Here is a 23,780-nt window from a genome sequence, read left to right on the forward strand (position 1 = left end):
ATGGAAACGCTGAACCGTCTGGGCGAAGAGATCAACCTGCGGCTGGACGCGGCCCCTAATTTCGTCGCGCCCCTGTTGGCCGTTCTGGCGGCCTGTATCGCCGCGCTGTTTCTGCATTGGCTGGCCTACCGCGCCTTGAACCGCGCCATCGCGCAGGAGAATGCCACGGGCCGGTCGCTCCTGCGCCGCGCCCGCCGGCCGTCGCGCCTCGCCGCCGTGATCGCGGCCCTGGCCTGGGTCTTGCCGAACATCCGGATGCCCTATGGCTGGCAGGACAAGTTCGGGCATCTCTTCCTGATCCTGCTGATCATCCTGGTCGGGTGGACGCTGATCCTGCTGACCAATCATTTCTCGGAACGCGCGGTGCGGCGCCATCGGCTGGATGTCGAAGACAACCTCTCGGCGCGAAAATTCGTCACCCAAGCGCGCGTGCTGCGCCGCACCACAACCATCATCCTGGGCATTTTCACCGCCGCGGGGGTTCTGCTGACCTTTGAGAGTGTGCAGAAATACGGCGCCGGGCTCTTTGCCTCCGCCGGGGCCGCGGGGCTGGTGCTGGGGCTGGCGGCGCGGCCGGTTCTCACCAATCTCATCGCCGGGCTTCAGATCGCGATCACCCAGCCGATACGGCTCGAAGACGTGGTGATCGTCGAAGAGGAATGGGGCTGGATCGAAGAGATTTTCGCCACCTATGTGGTCGTCCGCCTCTGGGATTGGCGCCGCATGGTGGTGCCGCTGTCCTATTTCATCGAGAAACCCTTCCAGAACTGGACCCGCGAAAGCGCGTCGATCATCGGGGCGGTGTTTTGGTATCTCGACTACACGGTCCCCATCGACAAGATGCGGGCGAAGCTTGAGGAGCTGGCGCAAGCCTCTGATCTCTGGGACGGCAATGTGGTGAACTTGCAGGTCTCCGAGACCGAGAAAGACAGCATCGCCGTCCGCGGTCTCGTCAGCGCCCGAACCTCCCCGCAGGCTTGGGATCTGCGCTGCGAGATCCGCGAGAAGATGATCACATGGCTGCAGAAAGAGCACCCCGAAGCACTGCCGCGCCTGCGCGCGGAGCTTGGAAGGAATGTGGCTGAGGCGGCGGAGGGGGCGCCCGTTTCGGAGGGGGATGGGCGAGCCAGATAGCGTGGGGCTGTGGAGTTGGATTTGCCGCGAATGAGTGACCCCGCCGGTGCAATGGTCAAAGCCCTTAGGGCGCAGTTCGAGGGCGCGGGGATTGATATGCTGTCGGATCTTCCCGGTACCACACGCGGGCCTTCATGCAGAATTGCGAAGAGGCGCTGTCGCCTGATCGGCATAGCAATCAGTGTAACTACGCGGAGCTATCGCTGCGATCCACGATAGTCGCGCGAAAAACCGACAGTAAGCCGGCAGAGCCGCCCTCCCCATCCCCACAGGCAGATCTGCTAGCCCCTGAAAAGCCCCATATCGACAAAACGAAACCCAGATTCGACGGTTGGGATAAAAATACCATATTTAATTTAGCTAGATAGTTTGCTAACAAGCTGGATAAGGGAAAATTGGGAGGAACTTTGATGTACGCCAAAAGGATAATGGCAGCCGCAGCTGTGGCGTTTTCTGGCACTGCGCTGATGGCGCAGGATACGATCCGGATAGCATCACCCTATAAGGTGACCGTGCTTGACCCCATCGTCTCTGCGGGAGGGGGCAATATCGAAGCCTACGGACTGCTTTTCTCGCGGCTGATGCGAACCGACAAAGACGGCAATCTCCAGCCGGGGCTGGCTGAGCGGCACGAGATATCCGACGATGGCCTCACCTATACGTTCCATTTGCGAGACGCGAAATTTTCAGACGGAACACCGATAACCGCCGAGGACGCAGCCTTCAGCCTGAACCGCGCTGCAAAGGACGAAAACTCAGCCTATCCAGCGGGTTTCGCGCCGATTAAGGAGATCACAGTTCTGGACGAGCGCACCTTGCAGTGGACCTTGCAGCATCCCAGTGCGCCAATCTTGGCCAACCTCGACATTTTCAATGCGGGCATCGTGAGTAAGGATGACGTCGAAGAGCGCGGCGAGGATGCTTTCGTGGTCGATCCGGTCAGTTCTGGCCCTTACATGGTCGAAGAATGGAAGCCCAATGACAGCTTGTCGCTAACGGCGAACCCGAACTTCTGGCGCGAAGGTCTGCCAAAGATCGAGAGAGTCGAATTGCTTGAGGTCAGCGACGCCAACGCCCGTGCCACGATGCTAATGGCCGGTGAGATCGACGTCGACCGGGCGGTTCCCTGGCCACAGATCGCGGAGGTCAACAATACGGAAGGCGTATCGGTTAAGCTCGAACCGTCTACTGTGTTGCAACTCGTCTTGCCCAATCACACCAGGCTGCCCTTTAGCGATATAAACGTGCGCCGCGCCGCCACCATGGCACTGGACCGCGAAGCAATCGCAAAAGCCGTAACACTGGGCAATGCCACTGTGGCAAACTCGACATTCTCGAATGCGCTGAAGTTCTACGATCCGTCGATCAGCATGCCCCCCTATAACCCCGCCGCAGCGCGTGCCCTACTGGAAGAACACGACCTCATGGGCACCGAAATCACGATGATGATTACCCCCGCGATCGAACAGATCGCAACGCTGCTCAAAGCGCAGTGGGATGCTGTCGGCTTTAAAACCACAGTCGAGCGTGTTGATGCCGGGCTTTGGTGGTCCAAGATGGCAGACGCCGACTATGACGTTACTTCGTCATGGTATTTCAATGAAACCGATGATCCGGATCTGGCCATTCGCTGGGCCCTTTGCGGCACCTGCGGAAGCCATTCCTACTACACGCGCTACAACAACGAAGAGGTCAACGAGCTGACCGAACAAGCGCTGCGCGAAACCGATGAGGCGAAACGCGCGGACCTATACCGCCGCATTCAAGAGATCACGGTAAGTGAGATCGCGCAGATCCCGCTTTACTATACGCCCTATGCGAACGGCTATTCAGATCGCGTGAAGGGGTTGGGGCTGACACCGGCATTGCAATGGACGCTGGAAGAAGCCGAATTGACCGACGGCTAAAGGCCAAACGCGCGCGGGTGGCCGGCTCTTGGCGTGGCCATCCGAACCTGACTTTCATATTCGAGAGCCCTACGTGAAAACCCTTCAATTCATTGTCTTAAGACTGGCTCAGGCCATTCCAGTGCTTTTTGGTGTCAGCGTCATCACCTTTGTGCTGATGGCCGCGACGCCGGGGGATCCGATCCGGCTGCTGGTCGGAGATCGCGCCGGGCCTGAAACGATCGCGCTGATCCGAGATCGCTACGGGTTGGACGACCCGATCTTGTTGCAGTATTTCACCTACGTCAAAAACCTGCTGATGGGCGATCTTGGGTCTTCCTTGCGCTACCGTGTGCCAGTTTCACAACTGATCGCGCAGCATTATCCGGTCACATTGTTTCTAGTGCTTTACACGGTCGTGTTGACGCTGCCGCCTGTCATTGTGCTGTCTATCTGGTCCGCAAAACGCCAAAACGGCCCCGCCGACCAGATCATCCGACTGCTCGGCGTGCTCGGGCTTGCCGTCCCGGTGTTCTGGCTCGCGCTTCTGCTGACGCGCCTCTTTGGCGTCAACTTGGGGTGGTTTCCGGTAAGCGGTTTCGGCGATACCATCCCGGAACATCTCTTGCATCTGTTTCTGCCGGCGCTTTCCACGACGATCTGGGTCGTGCCCATCTTGGTGCGCACCCTGCGCTCGGCGCTTTTGGGTGAACTGAACCGCGATTATGTGCTGACCGGCCTTTCCAAAGGGCTGGGCGCGCGTCAGGTGTTCCGGACCCATGTCTTTCCCAACTCCATCCTGCCGACCCTAAACCTGTTTGCGGTCATCGTGGCGTATCTCTTGGGCGGTTCGGTGATCGTCGAGACAGTCTATGCGGTGCCCGGAATGGGCAAGCTGATGATAGATAGCATTCTCGCACGTGATTACTTCGTGGTCCAAGGCGCGACGTTGGTGTTCGCTCTCACGACACTTTTGGTCATGCTGGCAGTGGACCTCTTATCAGCACTCATCGACCCTCGGGTGGCCCCATGAAAATCTCTCCTATGTTTGCGACGGGCTTAGCCATGGTTCTGCTTTGGGGCGTGGTTGCGCTTGTCGCCCCTATGCTCGCGACCCACGACCCTTATGCTATTGATTTCGAAGCGATCCTGCAGCCGCCGGGTGCCGAGCACTGGTTTGGCACCGACAATGTCGGACGCGACACCTACAGTCGGGTCATCTATGGTTCACGGCTTGCACTCTACATCGGGTTGCTGGGTGTAGTCGCGCCCCTGCTGATCGGCATGACAATCGGACTGATGGCGGGGTACTTTGGCGGCTGGGTTGATACCATTGCGATGCGACTGGTCGACATCACCGTGCCGTTTCCGTTTTTCGTGCTGGTCCTATCCATTGTCGCGGTGTTGGGGCCGGGGATCGAGAATTACTTCATCGCGCTCGCATTGGTTGGCTGGGTAGGCTACGCCCGGCTGGCGCGCGCGGAAGCGCAGGTGCTGCGTCAGTCCGAATTCGTGCTTGCAGCGCGCACCATGGGGTTCTCGCACCTCTATATCCTATGGCGGCATGTGCTGCCCAATTCGCTGTCTGCCGTCGTGGTCTATATGATGACGGATGTGACGCTGGTCATCTTATTCGGTGCCGCGCTTGGCTTTCTGGGGATGGGGGTTTCGCCGCCTGCAGCCGAATGGGGCGTGATGATAGCCGAAGGCCAGAGCTACATTTCCTCCGCATGGTGGATCAGCTTCTTCCCTGGTCTCGCTATGGTTCTTATCGGCGTTGGTTTTGCCTTGGTCGGTGACGGGCTGGCCCGAATGCTAAGGATTGAACAATGACATCTTTGCTGTCCGTAAGAAACCTGACTGTGCGCTTCGGTGCGACCGTGGCCGTAGACAATGTGTCCTTCGATCTTGCCCCAGGGGCCGCCTTGGGGATCGTCGGCGAAAGCGGCTCCGGTAAATCTGTGACCTGTCGTGCCGTGATGCGGCTGTTGCCCGCTTCGGCGCAGATCAACGGTCAGGTCAAGTTCGAAGAGCGCGATCTGCTGCGGATGCCTGAGGCGGAGCTTGATCGTGTGCGCGGCAAACGTGTGGCGATGATCTTTCAGAGCCCTTCGTCACATCTGGACCCCTTGATGCGGGTAGGCGATCAAGTGGCTCAGACGCTTCATAAGCACACTAGCCTTAAAGGGCTCGCAGTCCGGGATGAAGTGCTTCGCCTGCTTGATGTGGTGCGCATCCCTGATCCGGAACGCTGCGCATATTCCTATCCACATCAACTGTCTGGCGGCATGAAACAGCGCGCAATGATCGCCGGGGCTTTGGCCAGCCAGCCGGATCTACTTTTGGCGGACGAGCCGACCACGGCCTTGGACGCGACGGTCCAGAAAAGCGTACTGGATCTGCTTGCCCATCTGCGCCGCGAGCACAATCTATCGATGATATTCGTCAGCCATGACCTGGGCGCGGTCGCACGGGTATGCGATGATCTACTGGTCATGCGCCGCTCGCGCCTGGTCGAAACCGGGCCCGTTTCCCGGATCATCAATGCGCCGCGCCATGACTACACGCGAAAGCTCATTGCCTCTCATCCAGACCGGATGCCGCAACGCCCCCCGGCGGCGGTACTGCCAGGTTCTGCACTGGTCGAAGCACGCGGACTTCAGGTCCGCTATGGCAGCCGCACAGTGACCGATTGGATCGTCGGGCGTGAGGGGGGCTTTATGGCCGTCGAGAAAGCCGATTTCGCCCTGCACCCTGGTGAGACCTTGGGCATCGTGGGGGAAAGCGGTTCGGGAAAATCCACTCTGGCACGAACGCTGGTAGGTCTGGCCAAACCCCGTCGCGGCGAGATCTTGTTTGACGGCGCCCCCGCCGATCTCACCGGGCGGGCGCGCATCGCTTATCTGCGCGAGATGCAATTGATCTACCAGCACCCCTCTGAGGCGCTAAACCCGCGCATGACGGTGCGCGCGGCCATAGCCGAACCGTTGCTGCGCCATCATCTGTGTCCGCGTAATGTGCTTTCAAAGCGTGTGGCCGAGCTGATGGGCCAAGTCGACCTGGCGCCCGATTTGGCAAACCGCTTGCCCAGTCAACTGTCAGGGGGGCAATGCCAGCGCGTGGCGATCGCGCGGGCGCTCGCCTTCGATCCACGTGTGCTCATCGCCGATGAGGTGACGTCAGCGCTAGACGTAACGCTTCAAGCTCAAGTCATCGCGCTTTTATTACAGCTACAGAAGGAGAGGGGGCTGAGCATGATATTCATAAGCCATGACCTGGCCGTCATTCGGCGCCTGTGCAATTCAGTGGTCGTCATGCGTGCAGGACAGATCGTCGAATCTGGGCCGACGGCGAAAGTGTTTGACGCGCCGGAACATGAATATACCCGCACCCTGATCGACGCTATTCCGCACCTTGAGGGGAATGCCGCATGACGAAGCCTCCCCAGCCCCCAGAAGTCGGCGCACGCGATAGGATCAAGACCGCACGCAACCTGTCCAAGGCCGAAAGCGAGGTTGCGCTTTGGGTAGAACGCAATTTCGACAACCTGCCGTTCGAAACGGCGGCCGATCTTGCCGTCGGCGCGGGGGTCAGCGAAATGACCATCAGCCGTTTTGTGCGACGTTTGGGCTACAAGAACTTCAAGGCGTTCAAAGCCGCGGTACACGCGGAATTCCGCAGGCCCGAAGCAGATACCAAAAGCCAGCGCAGCCGCCGCTTGGCGCTCCCCGCAGGGACAGCGCTAGAACTTGACGAACAACTTCAGTTGGAAGTTGAGGCGATCAAAGGCGTGTACCAGTTGGCAACAACAGACCAATGGCAGGCCGCTTTGGACTGCGCACAGGCTGCCGAACACGTCAACATCGTCGGTCTTCAGGCGGTCAAAGGCATGGCGATGGATTTTGCTACACGGTTGAAATACGTTCGCCCCGGTGTTCGGTTTGCCGATGGTCGCAGCGGCAGTTGGTCAGAGCTTTTTTTAGAAACACCGCAGAAATCTTGTGTGATCTTGATTGAGGTGCTGCCCTATGCCCGCGAGGCGGTCAAAATCGCCGAACTCTGTCTGCGGCGCGACATTCCGCTGATAATGGTAACCGACCGCTACAGCGCCTGGCCGCGTCAATACACACCGCATGTTTTGGCGGTAACAACCTTTACCAAGGCCTATCTCGACAGCACGGCGGGGCTGTCGGCCTTACTGGGCCTGTTTCTCAATGGGATCACAACACGCGTCGGCGAACCGGCGGCCAAAAGGATGCGCGAGATGCGCGATTTGGCCGATCATTTCGATCCCTTTATCTACGAGCCAAGCCGCCAGATGCGGCCGGTCACCGATATAAGCTCGAAAGGCGATGCTGAATGAAGGTTACAGGACGCGGGTGTGCAATAGGGCTGACGTGAGACGGTGCTCAAAAAACCATATAACGCGGATCCGTTCACGGGGCCCGCAGCCTCGGCGAAAGTCACGGGCCGGGCCACAGTTTTGAAAAGTAAGGAAAACCCATGCAGGTAGTCGATTGCTTCGGGACACCATCCGAGCGCGGAGAAATGCACGGCGAGAGCCTACGCAGCGGCATTGCAGAGGCGCTGTCGCATTGGGAGACCGCGACCATGCAGGCGCTCGCGAACCGAGCGCCGGCAGATTTTGACACCTATTGCGCCGACTTTGTAGAGAACACAGCGTTGATGGCGCGGGCCGCCAAGACAGCGCCGACCCTATATGACGAGTTGGTCGGCATTGCGAAAGGGGCAGGGCAACCGCTGCAGCGTATTGCAGCCTATAATTTGATGGATGAACAATGGTGGTATGACGCGCTCCCGACTGCACCGCCGCCGGGGTGCAGTCTGGTCGCCGCGCCCGTGGCGGAAGGGCATGTATTGGCGCAGAACATGGATCTGCCCGCGCATATGGAAGGCTCCCAAGTCGCCCTGCGTCTGGCAGGTCCGGATATCCCGCAGCAGATCGTGCTGAGTGCCGCGGGCCTGATCGGGCTCACCGGGGTTAACGACGCGGGACTTGCGGTGGGGGTGAACACCCTTTTGATGCTGAACCACGCGTCCGACGGGCTGCCTGTTGCCTTTGTCACACGCAGCGCCCTGGCAGCCCGCGATGCGCCGGACGCTCGCCAGCGCTTGATGACGATGCCGCACGCCAGTGGCCAACATTTCGCTCTTGTGGCCCGGGATGGGATCACCTCCCTAGAAGGCGCAGCTGGCGGGACGGCCCCGGTGCCGGTCTCCGAGGGCGCATTATTGCACACCAATCATCCTCTTGTGCATACCGGCGTTGACCCTGCGGCACAGACACGGTTGACTAAGAGCGGCTTCAATCGAAGCTCGGCTACGCGCCTTGATTGGCTGCAGCAAAACCGCGCACGGCTACACGACGCGGCGTCCATCCAAACATTATTTGATGACGACACGGCGCCAATCTGCATGCACACCAATACCAACGGCGGATCCAGCACCTTTGCTTCCGTGCTCTATGAGATGACTGAAAGCACCTCTGTGCGGATGCGCAAAGGAATTGCCGGAAGCGCAGACTGGCAGCAGATACGGTTTGATGCAAACTATCAGCCAGTAACTGGTTAAAGCAGCGATAGCCTGAGGGGCAGGGGAGGGCTGGGTCCCTCGAACGGCTCGGTCAATCTGCAGTTGGCATCCCATGCTTGCTAAATAGAAAAGCGCGACACCTATCAAGTATCGCGCTCAAAAAGACCATCGGATAGGGTCAGTGAAAGCTTACCAGCCCCAAGCCTCATCCACCTCTTGGCGGGACTCAAGCTGCTCTTCACTGAGCCGGGTCACAAAGGCAATATCGCCAAGGTCGTCGCCCACAATCCGGACGTCATTCATATCGATGATCACATCTTCATCGCCGATATCCAGCCAACCGCCGATCTCTGCGACCAAGCCAACGATGCGGCCGTCGCGGGAGACGACGATGTCTTCGACCTCACCGATCTCTTCCCAATCGGTGTCGACCGCACCGTAATAATTGGTGTCGAACCATTCGTTTTCGTCATACGCGCGCTCAAGCGTATAGATGTCAGCGTCGATCATGGCCTCGGCGCGCAGGGTGTTTTGCGAGACCTCGGGAGACACGATGCCGCTGTAAGTTCTCTGGTCCGTGAGATGGGTATCGGCCGCCGCGAAGCCTGCGGTCGCCATCGTAAGTGCCAGAGCGGAAACGGTAATGCGTTTCATAGTTTGAACCTCCTTCAATTCGGTTGCGTCATCACCAAAACAAATGGGCGAAGGCGATGTTCCATAAAGCGCTGAATCCAGGGCATGCGGCAACCCGCCCGATCCACGCCTTTCCTAGCCAAACCGGAACAACAAGAAAGGCTGGCCGTTTTGTCAGCACTTGTTGCAACGAAAGGAGCAAAGACATGCCATTGACGACCCAACTGACCACTACCACTGCGCTCGTCGTGTCTCTGGTCGCGGCACCGCTCTATGCCCAAGACTCGCAGAGCGACACATCCAACACTGAAACCCAAGCCATGCAGAATGAGGCCGGGGAGACCGGCAAGACCGCAGGCGAAAACACCATGGCGGATAACTCGGATTCCGCAGACGCTGGCCTGCTGGTCGTGCGCGTCGGCGATAAGGACATCAGCCGTTCGGACGTTTCCGGCGCCATTTCAGCGCTGCCCCCGCAGCTTCGGCAACAGCCGCCAGAATTGCTGGTGCCCATGGCGGTGAACCAGCTGATCGCGAAAGAGTTGATCTATCAGGCCGCCCTGGCGGATAAGCTCAATGAAGATTCAGAAGTCGTCGCACTCGTCGAAGAAGCCAATTCTGCGAACGAGAAGGATGCGATGGTCCAAGTTTGGCTTCAACGCGAGCTGGGTAATCGCGTGACGGATCAATCTGTTGAAGCGAAATATGATGAGATCAAATCCAACAGCGAGCAAGAAATTCCGCCACTTGAGGCGGTGCGCGCCCAGATCGAACAACAGCTGCGCCAAGAGGCGTTCTCTGATGTGGAAGAGGATCTGCGCAAGGATGTCGAGATTGTCTACTATGGTCCCGATGGGAAGCCGCAGACTGCCAGTTCTGACTGATCCTGCGCGGGTTATCCTCGCAGGTTAAATTAGCGGTGCTTCCCGGCTGTTACAGGCCGGGAAGCATTTTCTTTTGTGTCGAGGTCGGCTTCAGTGCTCCGACCCGACGGGCGTATTCTTTCAACGGTGCAGGTTAATGCCGTGTTCTCTTCATACGCCGCGCAACGTCGAACGCTGTTGGTAATCTGCGTGGTCGGACAACGCCCTACGACGGGTAGAGCGCTGCCCCTTTTCGTCGATCAGAAGAACAGACGTGTTCCGATCACGACGGAGAAGTTATCGCTCTCCTCTCCGGCGGCTTCGATCAGATCGGCGGTCCCTGCAAAGGACTTTTCGTAGTTCATGCCGACATAAGGCGAGATCGTGCGATCAATCAGATCATAGCTTAGCCGCGCGCCGAGTTCGACGGTCGCACCTCCGGCTGCTTGGAGGGCTTCGATGTCATCCTTGAACGGTAGGTTGATCTCGATGCTCGGCGTTATGATGAGGCTGTTTGTCAGCAACGCTTCATACTCGGCCTCAAAGCGCCCGAAGGGATGCTCTGAAAGGTAGAGATCTGCGTCAATCTCGAACCATTGCGGGGCCAGCCCCTTGACCCCGGCAACCAGATTATAGCGCTCTGGCCCCGCGGTCGGGGTACTGGCGTGGATCCCGAACGCGGCGTCATAGAAGGTCGAGATCGGCATCTGCGCGCGAAGCTGGTTCTCCAGTGTTTCGAAATCGCCGGAGCCGGCGTCCATTTCGGCTTCACTGCGAAAGACGAGACGGAGATCGTCATCACCGATCATTGCGTCAAAGTCCCAGACCAGCATCTCACTGTCGTCTTCGCCAAAGCGATATTCGAACTGTTCTGCTTGAAACCCGTAGATCACGGGGGCAACGCCGGGGTCGGCGTGAACTGAGGTGGCGGCAACGCCCGCGAGCGAGGCCAATACGAGAAGGTTTTTCATGTTTTTGATCCTTTGATTGAACGCGCTTATGCCGGGCCGCCGACGACGACGACTTTGCGGAACATGCCCGCTTCGGCGTGGTAGGACAGGTGGCAATGGAAGGCCCAGTCGCCGATCGCGTCGACCTCGGTTTCGGTGAAAACGGTGGTGCCGGGGTTCACGTTAACGGTATGTTTGATGGGGTCCCATTTGCCCTTCCCGGTGTCCAGGATCGACCACATCCCGTGCAGGTGCATCGGATGGGCCATCATCGTCTCATTGACGAATTTGAAGCGCACGCGTTCTCCGTATTTGAGGAAGATCGGATCGGCATCCTCCATTTTCACGCCGTTGATCGACCATGTGTAGCGCTCCATGTTGCCGGTGAGACGCAGTTCGATGACGCGGGTCGCTTCGCGGTCGCGATAAAGCGGGTTGCGCGCTTTCAGGTCGCTATAGGACAGGAACTTCCCACCGTTCGCCGCCTGGGGCGTCAGCCCGCTGCCGGGCACATAGAAGGCAGTTTCCGAGGCCATGTCAGTCATGCCACCCATCGACATCCCCGCGTGGGAATTGCCCATGCCCTTCATGTTGTGTCCGGCACGAGACGCAGATGACTTTGCTTTGCTGCTTGTTGCCATCGAACCCATGTTGTGACCTGCGTGCGGATCGGCCTTCGCTGGTTTTTGAGCCGTCATCTCCGACATGTCATGGCCTGCGTGGGGATCAGCCGCTGCCGGTTCTTCCATTTTCATGACCGACATGTCGTGGCCCGCATGCGGGTTAGCTTCTGCAGGCTTCTTCTTCGTGTTCGACATATCATGGCCAGCATGGGGATCGACGTCCGCCCCGCTGTCCGTCAGGTTCATTCTCGGCCCCTTCAGTTCCGAGACATCCATCTTCATGCCCCCCATGTCCATGTGATCCATCTCCATGCCGCCCATATCCATATCGCCCATCATGCCAGACATATCGGCCATCGTGAGAGAGGGCTGAGGGCGCAGACGAGGAACGCCGCCAGCAAGGCCGGGCTGGGGTGAAAGAGTGCCGCGAACAAGCCCGGTACGGCCCATCGATTCAGCGATGATCGAGTACACAGCATTCTGGCGCGGCTCTACGATGACGTCATAGGTTTCGGCCACTGCAATGCGGAGTTCGTCCACCACTACCGGTTTCACGGGATTGCCATCCGCTTGCACCACGGTCATCTTCAGCCCCGGCAACCGGACGTCGAAGTAAGTCATCGCCGACGAGTTGATCAGACGGAGACGTATCTTCTCGCCCGGTCTGAACAGCCCGGTCCAGTTCTGTTTGGTGCTCTGCCCGTTGATCAGCGCGGTAAAGCCTTGAATGTCTTCGATGTCCGTCGAAAGCATCCGCATTTGGCCCCACATTTTGCGGTCCTTCAGTGTCTCTTTTACACCGTTCGCCCGACTGTCGCGCAGCAGATCAGCCAAAGTGCGCTGCGAACGGTTGTAGTAGTCAGCGGAGCGCTTGACGTTCCGAAAAATTTTATCGCCGCTATGGGGGTGTTTGTCAGTCAATTGCACCACATAGTCGCGATCGGCATGGATCGGATCATGCCCCTTTGGTTCGATAACAATGGCACCATAGGCGCCGTCGGGCTCCTGAAAACCTGAATGGCTGTGAAACCAATAGGTCCCGGCCTGCTCGATCGGGAAATTGTATGTAAAGGTCTCGCCCGGTTTGATGCCGTCAAAGCTGATGCCCGGCACGCCGTCCTGCCGGAAGGGTAGGATCAGGCCGTGCCAGTGAATCGAGGTGGACTCCCGCAGGTTGTTCTTGACGTTCAGAGTGACATTCTCGCCTTCCTTGAAGCGCAAGACGGTCGGAATTTGGCTGTTGTTGTAGCCAACGCCCTTTTTCTTGAAGTCGCCGGTATCGATCCGGATATTGTCGACGCTGATATCATAGGTTCCGGCAAGGGCGCTATGCCCGGCCGATGTCGTGACCGCCAACCCTAGGAGGGCCGCACGGAAGATGGCAATGGAATCCATTTCCATTCCTTTCAAATAGTCAGAAATATTTGGGCGCACTATGCGCCTTATCGGGTCGGGATAGTTGAATGCGCGGAAGGGCGAGCTGACCTGATGGCGCAGCCTAATGTTTCATACATGCGTGATGAAAAGCCGGTTCCCGCGCGGGTCAGCCGCGTGGCGGCGGCGGCTCGAACCTGACGAAAGGGCTGTCGATCTTGATCGCCAAGGCGGGATGAAAGGCGTCAAACCGCGTGACCGACGGCTCTGACAATTCGTAAATATCACCCATGGCGATGAGGCAATGCCCGATCATGGCCATACAATCGGCCATGCTCTCGCTTGTTTCGGCAGGAAGCTCACACATGGAAACGCTATGCACACAGTCATGCTGGCCGTTCATCACGGCCTCAGCATGGGCAACCCCCGATGACAAAGCCATCGTCAACGCCATCAGCAGGGCCAGCAATCTATGCTTTATGTTCAACATGTTGTCCGGTCCGGGGGTGGGTTGAGGCTCGTTAGCATGGTGGGGTGGTGATTTAAAGGCGCATTTTCTGCGCCGCCCAGCCGTGACTATCCGAACAAAGCCAGGTGACCTGTTAAATGTGAACGCTGCCAGCGCCCAAGATGTCGCTGGGAACCAGACCATGAGGGTAGGTGTTGAAATCTCATGATTCAGGCAATGATCCTCTCGGCCCTTGTGGTGGCCATCTGCACCGTGTTGCATTACGGCACCCTCAAACAAACATCGGATATCATTGCACGAAGTGGCAGAAACCGCCCCGGGCGAAACCTCGGGCTGACCGTCGGCGCCATCACCATGGCGCATGTGGTCGAGGCATTGGTGTATACGCTGTTCTTCTGGTGGGCGGCGGAAGGGCTGCACATCGGTGACCTTGAGGCTTCAGGGCCAAGGGCCAATGTCACGCTCATGGATTACTATTACTTCTCTCTGGTCAATTTCACCACATTGGGGCGTGGGGATCTGAACCCTGACGGACATCTGAGGTTCATAACCGGGATCGAAGCCTTCCATGGGTTTCTTATGATTACCGCCTCGGGCAGTTTCATTTTGCAGGTGATGGCGGGTAAGGCTCCGCTGACAAAGACAGAGGGGGGATAAGAACTGCGATAGTGGCTTTGTTCAGTCCGCCAGTTGAAGGCTTGGCTGGTCTGAAGGATGATCTGCAGAAATAGGGTTTGAGGCAAGGCAAGCAGGGCGATCAGCGCAATTGCGCTCACTCCGAGCACCGCGACAGCCATCAAGCTGTAGCCCGCCAGCGCCACCAAGGACCAGCTGATAAGCCGGCGGATATTCTGCAGGTCGACAAAGAATAACTCCGCCGTTTCCGCAAGGTCCATGAACCGAGACCCCCATACCGCAAAGAGCGGCCTAGGGCTGAAACTTCGGCCATTTGACCGCCCGCAGCCAGCCTACATGCGACGGGTGGTGACGTGAGGATCATTATGCGCTACATTCGGGAACCTCAGTAGGAAAAATGCTCTTGAGCGGTAACCGACATGTAATCTGGCTTGTGGACCTGACGCGCGCGCTGCTGCTCTGCGCGATGCTTGTGTTTGGTCTTTCTCCGCAGGCTGCCGAGGCACATTCCCCGGCATCCGGGATGGGCGAGGGGGCCGCCAGTTCAATGCCGCATGGGGAGGACCATGCGCTGATCTCGGAAGCCTTTGAGCAATGCGAATTGGGGGTGGATTGTGCCCTCATGGCGGTTCCGGCAGAGCAAATCTTTGCCCTGCGGTTCAGCCCCGCCACGGCCACGGTTTTTCGCCATTCTCCCATTACCCGCGATGGAAGCGGCCCGGCCTATGAGCCCCCGCCACCGAGACTTTGGGTCTGATCTCCCTTTCACGGATTCAGAACTCAAGGACTAAAATATGAAGAATACTGGACTTATCACGGCAGCCCTTGTGGCGGGCCTGACCACGGCTGCCTTGGCGCATAATGGTGCCACCGGGATCGTCAAAGAGCGCATGGACGCGATGGTCGCAATGGGCAAGGCCGTTAAACAGATCACCCCCATGATGAGTGGTGAGGCGCCCTATGATGCCGAGCGTCTCCGCGCCGCAGCGGGGCAGATCGAAACACATGCCGGCGAGGATATGACACGTCTGTTTCCCGAAGGCAGCAGCGGCATGCCCTCCGTTGCCAAAGACAACATTTGGGAGGAATGGGACGCATTCGAACGGCTCGCGCAGGAGTTGGCGCTTTATGCCAAAGGGCTGGCGCTGGCCGCCGATAATCCGCCTGCACCGGCCACTCAGGCGACGCCAGACGCTGGGGCCATGATGGGGGGCTCCGAGATGATGGGTAGCTCTGAAATGATGGGCGGCTCCGAGATGATGGGCGGCTCTACCATGATGGGCGGCGACAGCCAGACCGCGAAAGATCTGCCGACCCCCGAAGACCTCGCTGAACTGCCCGTTGATCAAGTTTTCTCGAAAGTCAGCGGGACCTGCGCGGCCTGCCACACCCGCTTCCGCAGTAAGGGCAACTAGAATGAGAGGGGTTTTGACAGGAGTTGCCGCAGCGGGGCTGACAGGCGCTGCGGCAATCGCCGCCTTGGTCGTTTGGCCGATCGGCACGCCGCCCGCCACGATAGATCTCGACGGTGACGTGCAACGCGGCGCCTATCTGGCGCGGGCCAGTGGCTGTATCGCCTGCCACACGAACTTTGAGCAAGGAGGCGCGCCGCTGGCCGGCGGCGCGCCTCTCAACACGCCCTTTGGCAGCTTTCACCCACCAAATATCACGCCCGATCCCGAAGGCGGCATCGGCAGATGGCAGGTGACGGATTTTGCCAAGGCGGTAAGGCAGGGCGTCTCGCCCGAGGGGGAGCCCTATTTTCCGGCCTTCACCTATCCCTTCTATGCGGATTTCACCGATCAGGACATCGCCGATCTCTGGGCAGCGTTTCAAACCGTCGCCCCGGTCGCCGAAGCGGCCCCGGACCATGATGTGGGCTTTCCCTTCAACCAACGCTGGGGGCTCAAAGCCTGGCGCGCGCTGTTCAACCGTGATCCGGAAACCGAACCGATCCCCGGCAAGAGCGATGTCTGGAACCGCGGCCGCAAACTGGTGCGCGGCGCGGCGCATTGCGGGGCCTGTCATACCGGACGCAACCTCGCCGGAGGACGGATGCCCGATGCGGTCTTCGCCGGCAACGACGACCTGCCGGGGGGGAACAAGGCACCGTCAATCCTGCCTTCCGACCTCGCAGCGGGGGGATGGACGGTCAGGAACCTGGCCTATGCGCTCAAGAGCGGCGTGACCCCGTCAGGGGATGTCTTCGGCGGCAGCATGGGCGAGGTCGTCCAAAACGGCACGCGCTTTCTGACCCCGGCGGATCTGGAGGCCATTGCGACCTACCTTCTTGATAGTGACGTCGCCGATGGCACCCGATTGGCGGGCACCCCCGACAGCGGCAGTACCGTGGAATGAGGCGGTGGGGCGGTGCGCCGCCCCATGATGCTTGAGAGCATATCTGGCAGCATTCGGACGTGGCTCTGTCTAGTCCACGATACCGTATGGGCGCGGCCGTACTAGCCGAACGCATGCGCGCCGTGGCTGTGTCGGAAAAACGGCTGAAGCAGCGGGCGCGCCCGGTCGCGCCCTGAAGAGATTTCAACAGATATGGCTTCTCTGAACGCAGTCCCGCGACGCATAATGCCGGGCTTTTCGCCCGACCGCATTCGCGTCCAATTGCAGCCCTGCGAAATGGGGGGACTGCCGTGGCGGCGCTTATTGCGTGCCGGATGTTCTTTGAATCAGCCTAAGCGCGGGGATACGAAGGCAAGATTAAATGAATGAGAAGCCCCAATTGGCTTTGGGAAGAAGCCCGGCGGATGATTTGGTTATCCTAACGTGGTGGCCTCACGAAATTCGAAGGATATCGGTAGAATAGATGCCGCGTAGAGCAATCTGCACAGCCTTGCTGTAGGATAGGGGGCTCCCAGTAGGTTCTACCAGGTGCCGTTTGTGGGTTGGTCGGTAAACCGATCAATTTTTAGCGCATTGGCTAGAGAGCCGAATGCCGAATTTTCGATGAAAATAAATGGAGGCGAGTACCGGAATCGAACCGGTGTGCACGGATTTGCAAGGCTAGGTAAGTTGCTGAAAAATAATATTTTGTGTTTAGAATAGAGCCTGAAATCTGCGGAACATATCAAGAATGTTTACAGGCTTCGTGGGGCCGTTTGGTTGACAACGTGGAAAGGTTCCGGGTTGAATATCCGCGCTTAGCACATCCTCAATCCTGTACCTGTGCTCGGCGATCACACTGAGAAAAAAGTACTGTGGAGCTCCTGATTCTATTTCTGATATTGGCTCTTGTCGTTTCTGCATTTTTATTCTGGGGCAACGAGCGAGGGCGAGAGAAGCCATCTTCCAGCCGCCTTGATAGGACGGCCGCCGATTGGCCAAAGACGCGCAAAGCGCCGTTGAAGAGTGGCAAAGAGCTGTACACTAAGGCGGGGCCACAACGCAGGTCGGCAGCAGATCATTCGAGCGGGGAGCCACCCCGCGCCGAGGGTTTTACGCAGAATGTCGCCCCTCCGGCTCTTAGCGATCCCGATACGGACCATGGCAATCAGGATGCAGAGTCGACCCCAGCGGCAACTTTTGATGAACAATCGGCCAGGCAAATACCCGCTTGCCGTATCATCTCGGGACATGCGCGCGTTGTAGATGGCGACACAGTGGTCATCCAGAAAACGCAGATACGCATGTTCGGCATTGACGCGCCTGAATTGGACCACCCCTACGGAAAGAAAGCCAAATGGGCTTTGGTCTCGCTATGTAAGGGGCAGAACGTTCGGGCGGAAATATTGGAAGAAGATGATTATGGAAGAACTGTAGCGAAGTGCTTCCTTTCAGATGGCCGGGACCTGTCAGCAGAGATGGTAGAGCAGGGACTTGCGATCGACTGGCCGAAATATTCCGGGGGTGCTTACCTGCAGCTTGAGACCAAAGATGCTCGAAAAAAGCTTTGGCTCGCAGCTGCGCGGCAGAAAGGGCACATGCACGTTTGGCAGAAATTTGATGCACAGAAGACCAGTGGGCGCTAGGGGGCGAAACTGGACTAAAAAACTATGCATCGCGAACAATGGTTCTCGTCCTAAGGCGGACATGAACAGTGCAATTGCGCCATCAAAATCCCCCGGCAAGTGGGGCGGATCGCAGACCTTCGCTGCAACGGACACGAACGGCAACAATGCAGGGCCGAGCAATTCAGTCTGTGTCGTTCCTCATGCCGAGCAGCCAGCGCCGCACCTGTATAGAGGCGTCGGACGCGCCCTGACGGGGTGTGAGGAGATAAAAATCCAGTCCGCCTTCGAGAGCGCTGGAGATCGGCTGCACAAGGTGTGAACAAGCATGCAATTTTGACCCCGTAGAGGGGTGATCGGCGTCCAAAAATGACCCCCTTACACTGATGTGGATAATGCCCCCGAGGCTATCGGGGAGCACAGTGTGGGATGTTGGTTGTGGAGACGATTGCGAAGATCCGGCGGGCGTATTTTCAGGACAAGAAGCCGATTAAGCAGATTTGCCGGGAGTTACGGGTATCGCGGAACACGGTGCGCAAGGTAATCCGATCCGGTGTGACGGAGCTCACCTACGAGCGGACGGTCCAGCCGCAGCCGAAGATTGGGCCCTGGAAAGACAAGCTCGACGAGATGCTGTCAGTGAACGCGCGCAAGCCCAAGCGTGAGAGGCTGACCCGGATTAGGGTCTTCGAAGAACTCAGAGCCCTCGGATATGACGGCGGCTACGATGCTGTCCGGCGCTACGCGGCCTCATGGTCCAAGGAGGAACAGGGGGCATCAGCCGCTGCCTATGTGCCGCTGACCTTCGATCCCGGTGAGGCCTATCAGTTTGATTGGAGCCATGAGATCGTGGTGATCGATGGCGCGACGACGACAGTGAAGGTGGCGCACGTCCGCCTTTGCCATAGCCGAATGCTGTTCGTACGAGCCTACCCGCGCGAGTCACAGGAGATGGTCTTTGACGCCCACGACAAAGCTTTTGCCTTCTTCGGCGGAGCCTGTGCTCGGGGGATTTACGACAACATGAAGACGGCGGTGGATACGATCTTTGTCGGTCGCGACCGCGCCTATAATCGCCGGTTCCAGCAGATGTGCGGACATTACTTGGTCGATCCGGTCGCCTGCACCCCCGCCTCGGGCTGGGAGAAGGGACAGGTCGAGAACCAGGTCGGCGTTGTCCGGCGGCGGTTCTTCGTGCCGCGACCGAAGTTTAAAAGCTATGCCGAACTGAACGCTTGGCTTGAAGACCGGTGCGTTGCCTGGGCTCAGTCCAACCCGCACCCCGAGCTCCGGGATCGGACAACTTGGGAGGTGTTCAAGCAAGAACGAGCCAGCTTGGTGCCGTATGTCGGCCCCTTCAATGGCTTCCACGCGCTGCCTGCCTCGGTGTCCAAAACCTGCCTCGTTCGGTTCGATAAGAACCGCTACTCGGTGGATGGTCGAGCCGTCGGACGCCCAGTTGAGATCCGTGCTTATGCCGAGCGAGTCGAGTTCTGGCAGGACGGTAAGATTGTGGGGCAGCACGACCGAGCCTTCGGCCGCGATAAGTCGATTTACAACCCGCTGCACTACATCCCTGTTCTGGCTCGCAAACCGGGCGCGCTCAGGAATGGTGCGCCCTTCAAGGACTGGGAGCTGCCGCCAGCAATCAGGCGTGTGCAGCGCAAGCTTGGTAAGGTGCCGAACGGCGACCGCCAGATGGTTCAGATCCTGAGCATGATCCCAACCGACGGGCTGGATGCCGTGGATGCCGCTTGTGCCGAAGCCCTGAATGAAGGGGCTCACGCCGCCTCCGTCATCATTAACATCTTGGCCCGGCATCGTGAGCCGCCGCCGCCGTTGACCATCGATACGCCGGACGCGTTGCGGCTGACTTGCCAGCCCGTGGCCGATTGCCAACGTTACGACAGCCTCAGGAGACCCAACCATGGAAAGATCACAAGTGCTGGATGCGATGAGCCAGCTGAAGCTCTACGGCATGAAGGCCGCCTACGATGAGATCATCACGACAGCAGTGAAGCGTCAGCACGAACCGCAACAGATCGTCGGCGACCTCCTGCACGCCGAGATCAGCGAAAAGCAGGCGCGTTCGATCAGATACCAGATGAGGATTGCCAAACTACCACTGGCCAAGGAGGTCGATGAGTTCAGCTTCGAGAACACGCCGGTCAACGAGACGCTGGTGCGCGATCTGGCCTCCGGAGAGTTCCTTGAACATCAACGCAACGTCGTGCTGATCGGCGGCACCGGGACCGGCAAATCCCATCTTGCCGTGAGCATCGCCAGGGCCTGCATCCGCCGTGGTAAACGCGGCCGCTTCTTCAACATCGTCGACCTTGTGAACAAACTCGACGCAGAAGCCCGGGCTGATCGCCAGGGGCGCACTGCGGATCTCTTGTGCCGCCTCGACTTCCTGATCCTCGACGAGCTCGGCTATCTCCCCTTCGCCCAGACTGGCGGTCAGCTGCTGTTCCACCTCGTCAGTCGCCTCTACGAGCGCACGTCCATCATCGTAACGACCAACCTCGACTTCGGTGAGTGGCCATCAGTCTTCGGAGACGCCAAGATGACGACAGCACTGCTCGATCGCCTTACACACCACTGCGACATCGTCGAAACCGGCAACGAGAGCTGGCGCTTCAAGACCCGCGAATGACCTAAACCCCGCTGGCCCGATACGGCTGCGCTGTATAAAGGCTACACCGCATCGGGCCAGCTACCCGAGCGCTCCGATGGGGGGTCATTTTTGGATGCCGATAGGGGGTCAAGATTGCCTGCCGATTGACACAGGAGCGTTCGGGAGCGCATCGGCGTTCTGGACTACGATATTCACAGCTGGCGCTACAACGCTGCCTGCGAGCTCGTAGAGGCAGGCTGCAGCGATGATTTTGTGGCTGCGGTGACGGGCCAAAGTCCGGCCATGGTGTTGCGCTACACCAAGAAGGTCCGCCAGAAAGTTAAGGCGCTCCAAGCGCAGCAGCAGCGCACCAAGCGCAAGCCCCAGGCCTAAAGGTTCTAGGGGGATCGCTCTGGCGCCTTAGCGGACAGCTCCGACAAGGCTTGCACGGGCACAGATTTCGCAACGGTCATAGTGACGAAGGCGGCTGCCGATAGCGAGGCCGCGAGAGTCTTACCTCGCGATTTTCGAGGGGTAAGTGCGAACAGAACAAAAACAGAATGTTTAGACGAATGTTTAGACGCGCGGCGGCGAATTCTTCAAAAATCTGCTAAGTCATTGAAAATAAATGGAGGCGAGTACCGGAATCGAACCGGTGTACACGGATTTGCAATCCGCTGCGTAACCACTCCGCCAACTCGCCGTCCTGTGGTTGGCGCAGTGCTACCGGATCGCGCTGTGGGCCGCAAGACCCATATGCGCGTGAAAATGATCGCGCACCGTTGCCGCTGGTCCGGCGATGTGGCACATCAGGTCGCAGATACCTAGAACACATGAGTTTCGCTGATGAGTGATTTCGCCGCCCGCCGCACCACCATGGTCGATACGCAGGTCCGCCCGTCGGATGTGACCAAATTCCCGATCATTGACGCCATGCTGACCGTGCCGCGCGAGGATTTCGTGCCCGCCGCGCAGCGCGAGGCCGCCTATCTGGGGGAAAACCTCGATCTGGGGCAGGGGCGTGTGGTGCTCGACCCGCGCACCCTGGCCAAGATGCTGGATCACCTGGCGATCGAGAATGACGAACTGGTGCTCGATGTGGGCTGTGCCATGGGCTATTCCAGCGCCGTGATCGCGCATATGGCCGAAGCCGTCGTCGCCGTGGAAGAGGACGAGGCCATGGCGGCCGAGGCGCAGGAAGCGCTGGCGCAGGTCGGGGCCGATAACGTGGTCGTTCATGTCGGGCCATTGGCCGAAGGTGCGCCGCAGCATGGTCCCTATGACGTGGTGATCATACAGGGGGCGGTGGCAGAGCTGCCCGAGGCGCTGGTGGATCAGATCAAGGACGGCGGGCGCATCGCCTGTCTCTTTATGGAAGAGGGTCTGGGGGAAGTGCGGATCGGGTATAAGCAGGGCGCGCAGCTGTCTTGGCGCTCCGAGTTCAATGCCGGCGCGCCGGTGTTGCGCGGGTTCGAGCGTCAGGTGGCTTTTCAACTTTGACCGATGCTGTGTCGCATGGGGGCGGTGATAAGCGCAGCCCCAATTTCGGGCGCTTGGCGCTCCTTTCGGCGGGGTCTTTGGCCCGGCCTGCAAGATTGATAGATTGATTTAAGGGTGGTCCAGCCATGCGCGTAACCAGTTTCAAGACATCTTTTAAAACCCTCGCTTTGGCGCTGCCCCTGGGGCTGGCGCTGGCGCTGCCGCGCCCGGCGGTTGCGGAAACGCTGGCCGATGCGCTGGTCGGGGCCTATGAACATTCCGGCCTGCTGGACCAGAACCGCGCGCTGTTGCGGGCCGCGGATGAGGATGTCGCCGCCGCCAAAGCCGCGCTGAAGCCGGTTCTGCGATGGGCCGGCAACCTGACCCAGAGTTTCGGCACCAGCCGCAGTTCCGCCCTGCAGCCCGCCCAATCGATCGAGGATCTATCCACCTCGATAAACCTGATCGCTGAGATGCTGCTCTATGATTTCGGGGCCAGCAAATATCGGATCGAGGCGGCGAAAGAGACCGTTCTGGCGACCCGTCACACCCTGCTCAACATCGAACAACAGGTGCTGCTGCGCGCGGTTTCCGCCTATATGGGCGTGATCGAAGCCTCGGAAACCGTGGCGCTGCGCAACAACAACCTGCGTCTGCTGACCCAGGAACTGCGCGCCGCGCGGGACCGTTTCGACGTAGGCGAAGTGACCCGCACCGATGTCGCACTTGCCGAGGCGCAACTGGCCAATGCCCGCAGCGGTCTGGCCGGGGCCGAAGGGATTCTGCTGCGCGCGGTCGAGGAATATCGCAACGCGGTCGGTCACAAGCCCGGCAAGCTCACCACACCGCCGAGCCCGCCAGATGTGGCCGGTAAAATGGCCTCGGCCAAGGCGCTTGCGGTGCGACAGCACCCTTCGATCCTTGCCGCCCAGCATCAGGTCGCCGGGGCCGATCTGGCAGTGCTGGCCAGCGAGGCGGCGATGTCGCCGCGGGTTACGCTGAGAGGCCAATATGGGCTGACCGAAAGCTTTGACAGTGAGCGCTATACCCGCAGCGGCACCGTTGGGGTCGATGTGGGCCAGACGATCTATCAGGGCGGGGCGCTGTCCTCGGCCCTGCGCCGCGCCATGGCGCAGCGTGACGCGCAACGCGCCAACCTTCACGTGGTCCGCATGAATGTGGAGCAGGACGTGGGCAATGCCTATGCCGCGCTCTCCTCGGCCCGGGCCCAGCTCGAAGCCTCCGACCGTCAGATTCGCGCCGCACGTATCGCCTTTCGCGGCGTGCGCGAAGAAGCCACCCTTGGCGCGCGGACCACATTGGACGTGCTGGATGCCGAACAGGCGCTGCTCAATGCCGAGGTGATCCGCGTGTCGGCCCGCGCCAACCTCTATGTCGCGGCCTATTCGGTGCTGGCGGCAACCGGCCAGCTGACCGCCCGCGATCTGCGTCTGCCGGTGCAGCTCTATGACGCCAGCGCCTATTACAACCTCGTGAAAGACGGGCCGCCGCTGCATTCCCGACAGGGCAGAGCGCTGGACCGTGTGCTGCGCGCGCTGCAAAAAGACTGACAATTCAAAGCGCCCCATTGTGAGAATCCT

At 59.2% G+C, this 23,780-nt stretch carries 21 protein-coding genes and 1 tRNA gene; 17 read left to right on the top strand and 5 right to left on the bottom strand.

Annotated features, from left to right (window positions below; translation table 11 throughout):
• From AB4M76_RS17955 to AB4M76_RS17985, 7 genes are all read left to right on the top strand, one after another.
• Entirely contained in the window at positions 1-1,134 is a 1,134-nt protein-coding gene (locus tag AB4M76_RS17955) for a mechanosensitive ion channel family protein (RefSeq protein WP_368443424.1), read from the top strand.
• Positions 1,135-1,544: 410 nt separating this feature from the next.
• Positions 1,545-3,041: an ABC transporter substrate-binding protein gene (locus AB4M76_RS17960; protein ID WP_368443425.1), complete on the top strand. Its 1,497-nt coding sequence runs from the start codon at positions 1,545-1,547 to the stop codon at positions 3,039-3,041.
• 73 nt (positions 3,042-3,114) lie between these two features.
• Complete coding sequence (locus tag AB4M76_RS17965) at positions 3,115-4,053, top strand: ABC transporter permease (RefSeq protein WP_368443426.1); 939 nt, start codon at positions 3,115-3,117, stop codon at positions 4,051-4,053.
• Positions 4,050-4,853 carry an ABC transporter permease gene (locus AB4M76_RS17970; protein WP_368443427.1) on the top strand — a complete coding sequence of 268 codons (804 nt, stop codon included), beginning with the start codon at positions 4,050-4,052 and terminating at the stop codon, positions 4,851-4,853. Before AB4M76_RS17965 ends, AB4M76_RS17970 begins: the two co-directional genes overlap by 4 nt.
• Positions 4,850-6,454: a dipeptide ABC transporter ATP-binding protein gene (locus tag AB4M76_RS17975; protein ID WP_368443428.1), complete on the top strand. Its 1,605-nt coding sequence runs from the start codon at positions 4,850-4,852 to the stop codon at positions 6,452-6,454. The genes AB4M76_RS17970 and AB4M76_RS17975 overlap by 4 nt, the downstream gene beginning before the upstream one ends.
• Entirely contained in the window at positions 6,451-7,383 is a 933-nt protein-coding gene (locus AB4M76_RS17980; RefSeq protein WP_368443429.1) for a MurR/RpiR family transcriptional regulator, read from the top strand. Before AB4M76_RS17975 ends, AB4M76_RS17980 begins: the two co-directional genes overlap by 4 nt.
• A gap of 140 nt (positions 7,384-7,523) precedes the next feature.
• The gene (locus tag AB4M76_RS17985; protein WP_368443430.1) at positions 7,524-8,612 is read left to right on the top strand and encodes a C45 family autoproteolytic acyltransferase/hydolase; all 1,089 of its coding nucleotides are present in this window, start codon (positions 7,524-7,526) and stop codon (positions 8,610-8,612) included.
• Between the two features lie 150 nt (positions 8,613-8,762).
• On the opposite strand, the gene AB4M76_RS17990 is transcribed toward AB4M76_RS17985, so the two are convergent.
• Positions 8,763-9,227 carry a PRC-barrel domain-containing protein gene (locus tag AB4M76_RS17990; protein ID WP_368443431.1) on the bottom strand — a complete coding sequence of 155 codons (465 nt, stop codon included), beginning with the start codon at positions 9,225-9,227 and terminating at the stop codon, positions 8,763-8,765.
• 185 nt (positions 9,228-9,412) lie between these two features.
• Here AB4M76_RS17990 and AB4M76_RS17995 point away from each other — a divergent pair, with 185 nt between their 5' ends.
• Positions 9,413-10,090, top strand: a complete 678-nt coding sequence (locus tag AB4M76_RS17995) for a hypothetical protein (protein ID WP_368443432.1) — start codon at positions 9,413-9,415, stop codon at positions 10,088-10,090.
• 239 nt (positions 10,091-10,329) lie between these two features.
• Here AB4M76_RS17995 and AB4M76_RS18000 read toward each other — a convergent pair whose 3' ends face one another.
• The 3 genes from AB4M76_RS18000 to AB4M76_RS18010 all read right to left on the bottom strand — a co-directional run bounded on the left by AB4M76_RS18000 (position 10,330) and on the right by AB4M76_RS18010 (position 13,506).
• Positions 10,330-11,040, bottom strand: coding sequence for a copper resistance protein B (locus tag AB4M76_RS18000; protein ID WP_368443433.1), 711 nt, complete (start codon positions 11,038-11,040; stop codon positions 10,330-10,332).
• A 26-nt stretch (positions 11,041-11,066) separates the two neighbouring features.
• Positions 11,067-13,037: a copper resistance system multicopper oxidase gene (locus AB4M76_RS18005; RefSeq protein ID WP_368443434.1), complete on the bottom strand. Its 1,971-nt coding sequence runs from the start codon at positions 13,035-13,037 to the stop codon at positions 11,067-11,069.
• 148 nt (positions 13,038-13,185) lie between these two features.
• Complete coding sequence (locus AB4M76_RS18010; protein ID WP_368443435.1) at positions 13,186-13,506, bottom strand: hypothetical protein; 321 nt, start codon at positions 13,504-13,506, stop codon at positions 13,186-13,188.
• A 183-nt stretch (positions 13,507-13,689) separates the two neighbouring features.
• On the opposite strand from AB4M76_RS18010, the gene AB4M76_RS18015 reads away from it, so the two are divergent.
• The 7 genes from AB4M76_RS18015 to istB all read left to right on the top strand — a co-directional run bounded on the left by AB4M76_RS18015 (position 13,690) and on the right by istB (position 20,739).
• Complete coding sequence (locus tag AB4M76_RS18015; protein WP_368443436.1) at positions 13,690-14,142, top strand: ion channel; 453 nt, start codon at positions 13,690-13,692, stop codon at positions 14,140-14,142.
• Positions 14,143-14,524: 382 nt separating this feature from the next.
• Positions 14,525-14,878: a hypothetical protein gene (locus tag AB4M76_RS18020; RefSeq protein WP_368443437.1), complete on the top strand. Its 354-nt coding sequence runs from the start codon at positions 14,525-14,527 to the stop codon at positions 14,876-14,878.
• Positions 14,879-14,915: 37 nt separating this feature from the next.
• A complete protein-coding gene (locus tag AB4M76_RS18025) occupies positions 14,916-15,536 on the top strand; it encodes a cytochrome c (protein ID WP_368443438.1) in 621 nt (206 codons plus the stop codon).
• A 1-nt stretch (position 15,537) separates the two neighbouring features.
• On the top strand, positions 15,538-16,479 hold the full coding sequence (locus AB4M76_RS18030) for a cytochrome c (protein WP_368443439.1): 942 nt from the start codon (positions 15,538-15,540) through the stop codon (positions 16,477-16,479).
• 854 nt (positions 16,480-17,333) lie between these two features.
• Positions 17,334-18,104 (top strand): thermonuclease family protein, encoded by a 771-nt coding sequence (locus AB4M76_RS18035; RefSeq protein ID WP_368443440.1) that lies wholly within the window; start codon positions 17,334-17,336, stop codon positions 18,102-18,104.
• Positions 18,105-18,512: 408 nt separating this feature from the next.
• Positions 18,513-20,081: an IS21 family transposase gene (gene istA, locus AB4M76_RS18040; protein WP_368440053.1), complete on the top strand. Its 1,569-nt coding sequence runs from the start codon at positions 18,513-18,515 to the stop codon at positions 20,079-20,081.
• Positions 20,011-20,739: an IS21-like element ISPkr1 family helper ATPase IstB gene (gene istB / locus AB4M76_RS18045; RefSeq protein ID WP_317388941.1), complete on the top strand. Its 729-nt coding sequence runs from the start codon at positions 20,011-20,013 to the stop codon at positions 20,737-20,739. Before istA ends, istB begins: the two co-directional genes overlap by 71 nt.
• 590 nt (positions 20,740-21,329) lie before the next feature.
• Here istB and AB4M76_RS18050 read toward each other — a convergent pair.
• A tRNA-Cys gene (locus tag AB4M76_RS18050) sits at positions 21,330-21,403 on the bottom strand.
• 143 nt (positions 21,404-21,546) lie between these two features.
• On the opposite strand from AB4M76_RS18050, the gene AB4M76_RS18055 reads away from it, so the two are divergent.
• The gene (locus AB4M76_RS18055) at positions 21,547-22,200 is read left to right on the top strand and encodes a protein-L-isoaspartate O-methyltransferase (protein ID WP_368443441.1); all 654 of its coding nucleotides are present in this window, start codon (positions 21,547-21,549) and stop codon (positions 22,198-22,200) included.
• 125 nt (positions 22,201-22,325) lie between these two features.
• Positions 22,326-23,750: a TolC family outer membrane protein gene (locus tag AB4M76_RS18060; protein WP_368443442.1), complete on the top strand. Its 1,425-nt coding sequence runs from the start codon at positions 22,326-22,328 to the stop codon at positions 23,748-23,750.
• Positions 23,751-23,780: the final 30 nt, after the last annotated feature.

It is taken from the genome of Sulfitobacter sp. PS-8MA (assembly GCF_040933935.1).
Lineage (GTDB): Bacteria > Pseudomonadota > Alphaproteobacteria > Rhodobacterales > Rhodobacteraceae > Sulfitobacter.